A 10533-nucleotide genomic window follows, 5' to 3' on the forward strand; every position below is an offset into this window, starting at 1 on the left:
CGTCTAAGGGGCGATGCGAAGCGAAAAGGCCGGGGGAACCCGGCCTTGTTTTTCAAACCATCATCTTAGTTGGCTGGCGACCACGGGTCGCCGGCGGTGGGCACGCTGCCTTGGGTCCACCATTTGGCGCAGTACTTCTTGCCCTGATACAGCGCGCAGGCCCCGCCGTTATAGGTGGCGCTGGCGGACCAATTCTGCAGATTGCCGCCTTGCTGCTGCCAAACGGCGGCTTGGCCCGGCGTGTCGCCCTGGGTCCACCATTGCGCTTTCCATGTCGCGCCGGCATAGCTGACCAAGTTGCCGGATTGATAGATCTGGCTGGCGGACCAGGCTTGGCCGTTGACCGGGCCGCCATTGCCGGAACTGCCGCCGCCGTAATTCGGGTTTGGCGTCACGCCGCTGCCCCAGTGGTCTTTAGCGGCGGTTTTGAACGCGCTGCTGAAGGCGTAGGCGGTCTGGGCTATGCCCGAGCACGCGGGGCCGACGGTGGCGGCGTTGCCGGGGCAGGCTTGGTCGCGGCTGACAGACCACATGGCCAGCGTGCCGATGCCGTTGGCCGATGCGAAGGCGGCCAGGCTGGCGGCATTGGCCAAAGTGAAGGTTTCAGGCCGGGTATCGTTGAGGCCGATCATGGGCGTCAGGCCGATCTTGCGCCAAAGCTGGGCGGCGCTCAAGGTCTGGCCGCGGGCCTTGTAGGCTGCGTCCAGCTGGCCGTACAAGGCCTGGGCCGCCTGTTTGGCCGCCAGCCCCATATCGCTGTTGCGCTGGCCGTAGTCCATCGCCATCACATTGACGGTATCGAGCGCGGTTCCGCTTTTCAGCGCCGCGTTCAGCACATTGAGACCGTCTTGGGTCAGACCGTAGGGCATCACCGGCAGGGTTAGCGATACCGACAGCGTTTTGCCCTTGGCCTGGTAGCTTTTCTGCAGCGCCGCCACGGCGGCGAAGTTGCGCTGATTGGCCGCCGCGTCGGTTTGCGCGGTGCCTTCGATGTCGAAGTCGATGCGGTTGAGCTGGTAGGCGTCCAGCGTCCTTTGGTAAGCCGCCTGCAGCGCCGCGGGCGTGGCGCAGGCCTGCTGCAGCGGCAGGCCGTTGGCGCCGCCGAAGGACAGCATCACCTCGCCGCCTTTGGCGCGGAAGTTGGCTATGCCGGAGGCGATGGCCGCCATTTGCGTATCGGCGGCGTTGCCGGGAATCGGCATCACGCCTCCCCATGAGGGGTTGCAGCCATTCTGGGCGGTGACGAAGGCCAGGGTGAATTGCTGGATACCCTGGGTAATGCCGATTTTGTCGATTTGCGGCGTGGGCCACAGCGTGACGTCGACATAGGGCGCGAAGACGCCGGCTTGGGCGATGGGGCTGGCGAGGCCGGCCAGTGCGGCGGCCAGCGCCGAGAGCGCGATGAAGGGTTTCATCTTGTCGATACCTTAAGCAATGCGCCGCCATGCGGCGTCATATCCATTTTATGTTTATAAACTAGCTGATATTTTTCAGCATTGCTTAATGTACTCGGGCGAGATTAAAACTCAATGATAATTATGACAAAACGCGCTCTCAATCGAGGCGCGTTTTGAACGGAGAGGCGAAGCCGGCTCAGTCTAGTGGCCAGGGCAGAGATTTAGGCATGGCTTCCTCAGGCTGAGGGGCTGGAGAGGGAGCGGCCTCGGTATCCACCCCGCGCCACCACGGGAGCGCGCGTTCGGCATGGGCCGGCTCCATGGCCTCGCCCAGGCGCGGCATCAGCAGGCGCGTGCCGCGGCGCTCGGCGTGCGCCAGCAGCGCCTCCGCCGGCGCGTCCCAGGCGTGCATGGCCAGATTGAAGGTGCCCCAGTGCACCGGCAGGAAAGCGCCGCCGCCCAGCAAGTCCAGCGCCTTCAGCGCATTGTCCGGCCCCAGGTGAATGTCGCCCCAGGCTGGATGGTGGGCGCCCACTTCCAGCATCACCAGATCGAACGCGCCCAGGCGTTCGCGGATTTCCTCGAACTGGCCGGTCAGGCCGGTGTCGCCGCTGAAAAAGACCGAGTGGCGCGGCGTGCGGATGGATAGAGACGACCACAGCGTGGCGTTGCGGTCTTTCAGGCCGCGGCCGGAGAAATGCTGCGACGGCGTGGCGGTGACGGTGAGTTCAGACCCGGGGTGGGCATAGCTTTCCCACCAGTCCAGCTCGATGATGCGTTCCGGCGCCACGCCGAAAGCTTCCAGATGCGCGCCCACGCCCAGCGAGGTGACGAAGGGCGTGGTCGTCTTGGCCAGTTCGCGTATCGTGGGGTAGTCCAGATGATCGTAGTGGTCGTGCGAGACCAGCACCAGGTCCAGCGGCGGCAGCTCCTTCAGCCGGACCGGCGCCGGCTGGAAGCGCTTGGGGCCGGCCAGCCGCGTCGGCGAGGCGCGCGGTCCCCATACTGGATCGGTCAGCAGCCTGAGGCCGTCTATTTCTATCAAGACGCTGGAGTGGCCCAGCCAGGTGGCGCGCAGGCCGGATTCCGCCGGTTTGCGCCAGGCGTGGCGCGGATCCAGCGCCGGCAAATGGCCGGTGGGCACGCGCCGTTCGCCGCCGCACAGGAAATCCTTCAGCGATGGCATCTTCACTGACGGGTCCCGCAATCCGGGCGCAATAGGGTAAACATTGCGGAAGCCGTCTCCCGCCCACATCGGGGAAGCGCGCATCCTCTCCAGCCGCGCGCCGGCCGCTTTCTTGCCAAGTGCTTTCATCGCCATCCTTTTCAAGCGTATCGATGCCGCCGCGCGGCTGGTGTCGACACTGTAAATAAGCGCGTCCGCCGCGTCGAGCTTTGACCACGCCCGTGGCGCATGGTTGCGCGCGCGATGCTTGCGGCGGATAAGCCGCTGGCTAGAATGAAACACTGGCCGGAGGGCCGGCAAGGGGAGCGGAGTGGACGAACTGGACGAATTGCTGTTGCAGCTATGCCGGCAGGAAGGACTGCCGGATCACGCCGTGCTGGACATGCTGGCGGCGCAGCGCGCGGATCACCCGCGCGCCAGCCTGCTGTACTGGGCCGTGGTGGATTTCGGCCTGCCATCCACCGAACCGCGGCTATTCGTGTTCGACACGCTGGAAGCTTCGGTCCAGCGCTTCCTGGTGGCCCATGGCCGCGGCCCGAATCCGGGCGACAATCTGCTGTACGCCAAGCACTTTTCAGATGATCCAGCCTCCAAGGCGTCCTGTCTGGGCGTCTGCCGAGCCGCCGACACCTGCTTCGGCCCCTGCGGCCTATCGCTATGCTTGGACGGCATCGGACCGGACAACGCCAATATGCGCGCGCGCAAGCTGACCATGCACGGCGCGGATTACCTGGCCCCGGATTACATCCGCGAGCACGGCATGCCGGGCCGCTCCGACGGCAGCCTGGCGATAGACCCGCAATACAGCGTCGGTCTGATCAATATGCTGCAGGGCGGGTCGTACATCAATTGCATTTATTTCCGCCGTTGATTCTTGTTGGGTTTGAGTCTGATTTTGCTAAAGCTATGGCAGCAAGATAGATGGCTTGCGTATGGGGAATGTGTCCGTGATGCGGGCCATCATTCAGGTATGGCTGCATCTGCCAAGCGCATCAGGGCTGTGTATCGACCGGGGTCTGACTCAATCTGGTTTTTAAGATCCGTTGATTGAGTGAAACATGAAAAGCCCAACGCTTGCCGTGAAAATAATGATGGACATGTTTTCTGTCGGCAAACGATGGGCTTTATTGCATCCCCACGCTTGGCGCTTGATGGCATCTTGCCATGGCAATCAAGCGCCGGCGTGATGGGGTGGATATTTTACGCGTTAGGCGGGGTGCCTTCGGCGTTGGCGACGACGGCGTCGATTTGAATCCTGGCATTGAGCGGCAAGGCGGAGACGCCTACGATTCTGCGCGCCGGCACGCCGTCCGGGAAGAAGGTTTTGTAAGCTTCATCCAGCGAGGCAATATCTTCCATGTTTTGCAGGAAAATATTGACCTTAACCACATCCTCCATGGCGTGGCCTATGCTTTCCACGATGGCCTTGATATTTTTCAAGCACTGAGCCGCTTGTTCTTTGACTCCGCCGTCGACGATTTGATTCGTCTGCGGATTCAAGGGCAGTTGAGCGGACAGGTGGTTGTAATGGGAGAAGGCCACCGTTTGCGTGGACAGGGCATCGCGCGGGGCGTTTGCCGTGTTGTTCGCCTTGATCACGATGCCATGCCGGTCTTCCACGGCTTGCGGCGGCGTGCCGTCACCATGCGATACCACGGCTTCGATTTGAACCAGGGCATCCATGGGCAAGCCTGCGGCTGCGATAACGGTGCGGGCCGGCAGGTAGGCGACCGCGCGGGCGATGGCCGAGTCCGGGAAGAAGGCGCGGTAGGTTTCGTTTACCGCGTCAATATCCCCCAGGTCTTTCAGGAAGAGATTGATTTTGACGATGTCGTCAAACGGAACGTCCATGCTTTCCAGAATGGTCTTGATGTTTTTCAGGCACTGGGCAGCCTGCTCTTTGGCGCCGCCGGCTACCAGCTTTCCGGACTTGGGGTCGATGGGCAGCTGAGCCGAGATATTGTTGTAATGGGAGAAGGCTACGGATTGCGAGGACAGCGGGTGTTTAGGCGCGTTGTCCGTATCGCGCGCGATCTTGATCAAATCGCCAGCTTGGGGCGCGTTGGGGATGGTGCCTTCGCCATTGGAGATCAGTGCTTCTACTTGAATCAAAGCGTTCAAGGGCAGGGCAGAGACGGCGGCGGTGGTCAGGGTGGGAACATAGCCTTGGAAGAATTCGGCATAGACTGGATTGACCATTTCCATGTCCGAGAGGTTCTTGACGAAAATGGTGATCCTGACCACATCGTCCATGCTATGGCCGATGCTTGCGATGATTTCCCGGAGGTTTTTGAAGCACTGCGCGGCTTGTTCTTTGATGCCGCCGGCTACCAGTTTCCCGGTGGCGGGATCAATCGGCAATTGAGCTGAAAGATTGTTGTAATGAGAGAAGGCGACGGTTTGCGAGCTGAGGCCCAAGCCCTTGGGCGCGTTTTCCGTATTTCTTGCCAGTACCGTATTGAAGCTGCACATGATGGTCATTACCTGTTTGGTTTGGATTGGGCCTGCCGGCGTGGCTTGGAATATAGCGGTTGAGCTATTAATGTTTCGCCACGCTTCTAATCGAGTACTGGCATTGATTTCGCTTGGTTTGAATTTGAATTCAGATGCGGATCATTTTAAAACTCGATTAGCGCGAATTTTGTGGATTGCTTGAGCGATGTAATCAAGATGTGGATTTTTCGATGAATGGCCTGAGCTGTCAACACATGTGGTGATAGAAAAATAGTAAAACGTAAAATCTGAATTGAGTAAAGCGAAGCTGTTTCAGATTGTACTGATTTGGCATGTCTCATATTTGAATAAAAAATGCGCTTTAGCGCTAATGGTGCTTGTAGTGAAAATGACGGGTCTTATCTTTATTGTTGGCCAAATGATTTACCGCCAACCATATTTCTCTTGGGCAGGATTTGACGAAGATCAGTATGGATGGCGAGAGCGGTGTAATGAAATTTAGGGCTGAAAATACGAGAAAGGCGTAATAAAGATGATTTTCAATACTCTTGCCTATTCTGCGCTTGCATAAGGCATATTTGATGCGGCTTGATGCGATAGATGAGTATTGAGATGACTGGTTCGATAAAGCCGCGCTTTTTCATTCAAGCTGGGTGGCGGGGTATGTGAAAGCTAATGTTCGCTGCAGGTGGGGAGAGATTTTCGCGACCTGCATCGGGCTTTACTCCGCGGCGTCGGCAGGCTTGATATTGAGCGTGTGATTGGAAGGGTGATCGTTGGCGGCGCTGCAGGCGTTGGTTCTCTGCGCGAAGACGCCCTCAAGGCGCGTTGCTGAAGTTTGGCGGCCGGGTGAGTAGGGATTGCGTTGGCGTTGCAGGAGGGGTGTTGAGAACATCCTGGATTGCCTGCATGAAGACTGATTTTGCAGAGGGGCGCCGATATCGAAGCTATTTCAGCGATCCCATCTATGCGGCAGGGTGGTTTAGATCTTGGCCTGGCATGGGCGGGCCTTCGTCGGGAGGCAAGTCCTTGCTTGGGACGGGCGGCGGGCCTTGATGCTAGGCCGCTGCCGCGTCGTTTTGCTTGGGGTGTGGGGTGGAGGAACTCAGGGCAGAATGGTGGTGATCTGTTTCTGAAGTTGTTGCTTGAGCGCCTGCTGCTTCTCGCCTTCGGTCTTCTTGCCCTTGACCAGCGCGTTGAAGTCCAGCGCGTAGACTGGGGCGTTGATCGGGCCGGTGATCTTCAGCGGCACGTTGACGCCTTTGAGCCGGACGAATTCCTGCGGGTTGGCCTGCACGTCCAGCGCGTAGTCGACAATGCTCTGTTTCAGGTCCAGCTTGCCGCCGCCCTTGACGTTGACCAGCTGGGAGGCGAGCTTCAGGTCCTGGCTGCGCGCCACGCCCTTGTCCAGCTTCAGGCTGGTGGACAGTGTGGAGAAGGTGGTCTTCTGGTCATTTTGCGCGGCGCCGTTCCATTCCTTCAATTCCGCCGGCAGGTTCTTCAGCGCGGCTACTAGGTCAATGCCGGTCAGCGCGCCGTTGTTCAGGCTGAAGGCGGCGTCTCCGCTCAGGGTGTTGCGCAGTTCGGCGAATGACTTGCCGTCGGCTCGGATGTCTATCTTGCCGCTGCCCTTGCCGTCCAGCCGGCCGAAATTGAACAGATCGACCAGCAGCGGGCGGATTTTCATGCCCTGCAGCGTTTGCTTCACCTCCAGGTGCGGCTCGTCGCGGCGGCTCAGCGAGGCATCGCCCTGCAGTCGGCCGTCGTAGATGTCGGCCGACATCTGGTCCAGTTCGAAGGCGCGCGGATTGATGCGGACGTTGCTGCTGATGTTGTTGATGCGGAAACGTCCCATTTCCAGCTCGCCGATGGAAAGCTTGCCGTTCAAGTCGAAGAAGTCCAGCCAATCCAGCGGAATCTCGTTGGTGTTCTGGAAAATGGCCACCGGGTCGCCTTGGGTCTCCGGCAGGTAGCGATTCAGGTCTAGCTTGCCTATGGCCAGCATCGCCTCGTGGCGCGGCTTGATCAGGCCGTATTGGCTCAATGTGGCGGATACGTCGGAGCCATCCAGCTTGCCGGCCACCCGCAGGTTGAAGCGCGGCTCGTCGATATCGCCGTCCAGCATGCCGTCCATGCTGGCCACCAGCTGGCCGCGCGGCAGCGCGGGCGTGGTGATGGTGCTGGTGAGCTTCAGCGGCTGCATTCGCAATTGGCTTAGCCCTGCCAGCGACAAAGGGGCGTTCAGCTTGACGTTGACCTTGCTGGCGCCGGCCAGCCAGTTGAATTCGCCGTTCAGTTTGTCGGCGTAGAGGCCGCCTTCGCTGAGCTTCAGGTTGTCCAGCGCTGCCTGCAGCTGGTATTGGCTGCGGGCATAGCTGAGCTTGGCGCTCAGGCTGCCTGAGGGCATGGTCAGCTCGTGCAGGCTGGCATTGACCTGGGGCAGGGTTAGTTTGACTTCGCTGCTGGGGCGGTCGCTGCTGAAACTGACGGTGACGTTGTTGCCGGTCGCCTGCAGCGAGGCGAAGTTGAAACGGTAGGCGCCTGTGAGGTTCAGCTTGGTTTCGCCCAGCCCCTGGATGGTGCTGATGGCCACCGCGTCCAGCTCGGGCAGGCTGACTTGGTCGTCCTGAATCGCCAGCGGCGTATTCAGCGCCAGGCGCACCGGGCGCTTGTCGTCGTCCAGGACTGCGCCGGCGCTGACCTTGGCGGTGTCGCGCAGGCCATCGGCATCGACGCTGATGCTGGAGAAACGCTTGTCGGTCTGGCTCATCTGGTCCGACACCTGCAAGGTGCCTTCGCGGATGCTCAGCTGGTCCAGCTTGATGCTGTAGCCGTTCTGGCTGTGGCGCTGAAACAGATCGGCGATGTTCAACCGGCCATCCGAGTTGCGGCTGATGGTGGCGGTGGGCGCGTACAGTTCAACGGCCTTGATTTCCCGGTTGCCAAACAATAGCGGCATCCAGGCCAGGGAGACTCGCAGCAGCTGCACGCGAGCGAACAAGTCAGGCTTGCCGGCTTCGCTGATGCTGACCCGTTCGATTTCCAGGCCAGGGGAGGGGAAGACGGAGGGGGTGATGCTGCCTTCTATGCGCACGGTGCGGCCGCTGTCTTTCAACGCATGAGTCAGGTTGTCGCGGACCGCGGATTCGTCGAACTGCCAGAAGATAAGGGCGCGGATCAACACCAGCGCCGCAACTACAGCCAGCAGGCCATAGGTCGAGATTCTTAGCCACAGCCGGCCGGAGTTCAATTTCATTGGATTTCGCTCGGAGAGGCTATGCATGCAGGGTTGTGTACGAGGAGGTGGGAGCGGCTGGAGCGGGTGAAGGGAATCGAACCCTCGTCGTAAGCTTGGGAAGCTTCTGCTCTACCATTGAGCTACACCCGCGCGCTTCGCTGGAGCCCACGAATTTAGCGGGTTTCAGAGGGCTTGGCAAGGTTTTGCGGCGCAGCAAATCTAGTCGCTGAAGCGGATTTTGAAGTGGCTGCGGATTTCAGATCGCTAAGTAGTTGATGTGAAAGGGGTTGGATTCTGGGGGTAGGTTTGTGCGGGGTGTCATTTCGGTGAGTGAGGTCGGGTCAATGGCATTTCAGCTACTTTCGAACTGATAGAAAGATCAGGATTCAGTGGTTGAGGTGGTGCGAAAGATATGAGGTGGATGCGGTAGGTGTATGATGTTTGAGTATCTTGATTGTGTGGATTTTCCCATAGCGTGGAGCTATTGGCAGCACGTTTAATATTGCACGACATCAGTTAATCGTACGATTTATACGTTCCAGTGTCAGATTTTTTTTGGTTTTATTATTTGCTCTTAAATAATGAATTCAGCTGAGATTGGATTTATTGAGATTGTCAGATTCGTATGATTATTCTTCTTCATGAAGAAAGGCATGCCATGAAATATGTATTGATGTTGGGTTTGAGTCTGATTTCTTCAGTAGCATTTCCCCAGGGAGTGCCTGAGCAGAGAGTATTGCCTATTGTAGTTTTTCAGGAGCTTGGGCCTGCTTTATCGCCAGCTGTACCAGCTGTAAGTCGTGATGGTAGTGGTAAGGTGAGGCCATTGGATGCTGCAAGCCCATTGTCTTATGTGGGGATTCTTGCTGTTGGATCGACGCTATATGGTGGTTGGGAAATTCTGTCGGCCAATCAGCTTTCCACTGCAGGTAGTCATGGCGGATCTCAATTGAGAGTGGTGGTTGATACCATAGGGTATGGCCGGGCAGCTATTGCCAAGATTAATGGGATTGTTTTGCCTGCTGCTGCTCTGTACCAAACAGAGTCGCTATGTAATGTCAATGGTCGATATACAACTCCTTGTCCTATCGGCTCTATCGTTGCAGGTTTTCGCCAGTACTTTAATCTTGATGGACAAAGTACTCCAGGCACATTTTCCTATCAGAATACGTCACAAAACTACCCTTGGAATACCTTGAGTACGCAAGTTTATATTAAATAGTTGACGTATTTTTGGTTGTGATATTAAGCATGATTGATGTGCATCATATGGGCATCTACAGCTTCTCTGTGGATGCCCGTTTTTTATCTTCAGTCTTTATGCTAGTGTGTCTATGTTTTTGGTTTTGTTTTGAAATGATTGTATTAATTGCAAAGTTTTTTCAGCTTGTTGTGCGCTTTTAAAATTCCCTCGGTATTTGTCTCCGTCAATCAATGTTTGTAGGGATGTGAGCACATTTATTGGTTGATCGTAAGTATTGGGAAGATTTTGCGTAAATGTTTCGTTAGGGAGGTTTGGTGGGATGAGTGCCAGTAGGGGGCCAGAGTCGTCAAAGGATAATTTACCATTTTTAATTAGATTGTTCATTGTTGAAACAATTTTGTTGGGCGACATGTTGGTAAAGTCATAGCTGTTTGATGTTTCTGGTGTGGATTGCGTTGAGTGGGTCGTAGCCCATCCTTCTTGGCTCGCAGGGGTTGGTCGGACACTGTTTTGGTTGCTAGGTGTTGTGGTCCTGAAGATGCTGTTGTTATTTCCAATAATCACTTTCATCTCCAAAGAAATTGGCCAATATATGGAAGTTGGTTTGCCTTGTTTGTGATTGTTTCTAGTTTTTGCCACGGAGTATGTCAAAGCAAACTATGTGCCACTTAGTTTGGTAAGGTTGCATGATTAGGATAAACCTGTACTTTATACTGGTTTTTAGCGGGGATGCTGCAGTGAAATGGGCTATAGGAGTTGGGAACGCTTGGCTGATTGAGGCGCGAACCAATGTGAGGGTGCTGTGCAGAGACGATCGTTTGAGGGTAGAGGAAAGAATTGCCGCTATCGTGGCAGATTTTACTACGTCCCTGGCTTTTTTCGTTGCTCTTATAGTCACTAACAGGCCGTTGAAAAACCAACATCCACCCATTTGGTATAATCAAGCATCCAACGAACTACGGAAGCATCCAATGAGAGGCGTCCGCAACGACACGCAGACCAATCTGTTCAGCTACATCCAGCTGGAAGATCGCATCCCGGCCAATCACCCGCT

At 57.0% G+C, this 10533-nt stretch carries 8 protein-coding genes and 1 tRNA gene; 3 read left to right on the top strand and 6 right to left on the bottom strand.

The window, feature by feature from the left end; translation table 11 throughout:
• Window positions 1-65: 65 nt before the first annotated feature.
• The gene (locus tag C2I19_RS10770) at window positions 66-1415 is read right to left on the bottom strand and encodes a chitinase (RefSeq protein ID WP_103902696.1); all 1350 of its coding nucleotides are present in this window, start codon (window positions 1413-1415) and stop codon (window positions 66-68) included.
• A gap of 178 nt (window positions 1416-1593) precedes the next feature.
• Window positions 1594-2712 carry an MBL fold metallo-hydrolase gene (locus tag C2I19_RS10775; RefSeq protein WP_103902704.1) on the bottom strand — a complete coding sequence of 373 codons (1119 nt, stop codon included), beginning with the start codon at window positions 2710-2712 and terminating at the stop codon, window positions 1594-1596.
• A 181-nt stretch (window positions 2713-2893) separates the two neighbouring features.
• Here C2I19_RS10775 and C2I19_RS10780 point away from each other — a divergent pair, with 181 nt between their 5' ends.
• Window positions 2894-3454: a murein L,D-transpeptidase catalytic domain-containing protein gene (locus C2I19_RS10780; RefSeq protein ID WP_103902697.1), complete on the top strand. Its 561-nt coding sequence runs from the start codon at window positions 2894-2896 to the stop codon at window positions 3452-3454.
• Between the two features lie 329 nt (window positions 3455-3783).
• Here the strand turns inward: C2I19_RS10780 and C2I19_RS10785 are convergent, their stop codons facing one another.
• On the bottom strand, window positions 3784-5055 hold the full coding sequence (locus C2I19_RS10785; protein WP_103902705.1) for a RidA family protein: 1272 nt from the start codon (window positions 5053-5055) through the stop codon (window positions 3784-3786).
• Between C2I19_RS10785 and C2I19_RS21730 the strand changes: the two genes are divergently transcribed.
• Window positions 5054-5239 (top strand): hypothetical protein, encoded by a 186-nt coding sequence (locus tag C2I19_RS21730; protein WP_146056779.1) that lies wholly within the window; start codon window positions 5054-5056, stop codon window positions 5237-5239. The two genes, C2I19_RS10785 and C2I19_RS21730, sit on opposite strands and share 2 nt — an antisense overlap.
• 903 nt (window positions 5240-6142) lie before the next feature.
• Here the strand turns inward: C2I19_RS21730 and C2I19_RS10790 are convergent.
• Together C2I19_RS10790 and C2I19_RS10795 are read right to left on the bottom strand one after the other, a co-directional pair.
• Window positions 6143-8293, bottom strand: a complete 2151-nt coding sequence (locus C2I19_RS10790) for an AsmA family protein (protein ID WP_103902698.1) — start codon at window positions 8291-8293, stop codon at window positions 6143-6145.
• A gap of 58 nt (window positions 8294-8351) precedes the next feature.
• Window positions 8352-8425 (bottom strand) — tRNA-Gly (locus C2I19_RS10795).
• 508 nt (window positions 8426-8933) lie between these two features.
• Here C2I19_RS10795 and C2I19_RS10800 point away from each other — a divergent pair.
• Window positions 8934-9497 carry a DUF4879 domain-containing protein gene (locus C2I19_RS10800; RefSeq protein ID WP_158253690.1) on the top strand — a complete coding sequence of 188 codons (564 nt, stop codon included), beginning with the start codon at window positions 8934-8936 and terminating at the stop codon, window positions 9495-9497.
• Between the two features lie 96 nt (window positions 9498-9593).
• On the opposite strand, the gene C2I19_RS21735 is transcribed toward C2I19_RS10800, so the two are convergent.
• Window positions 9594-10118, bottom strand: coding sequence for a hypothetical protein (locus C2I19_RS21735; RefSeq protein ID WP_146056780.1), 525 nt, complete (start codon window positions 10116-10118; stop codon window positions 9594-9596).
• Window positions 10119-10533 lie beyond the last annotated feature (415 nt).

Source organism: Chromobacterium alticapitis, from assembly GCF_002924365.1.
In the GTDB taxonomy this organism is placed as follows: Bacteria; Pseudomonadota; Gammaproteobacteria; order Burkholderiales; family Chromobacteriaceae; genus Chromobacterium; species Chromobacterium alticapitis.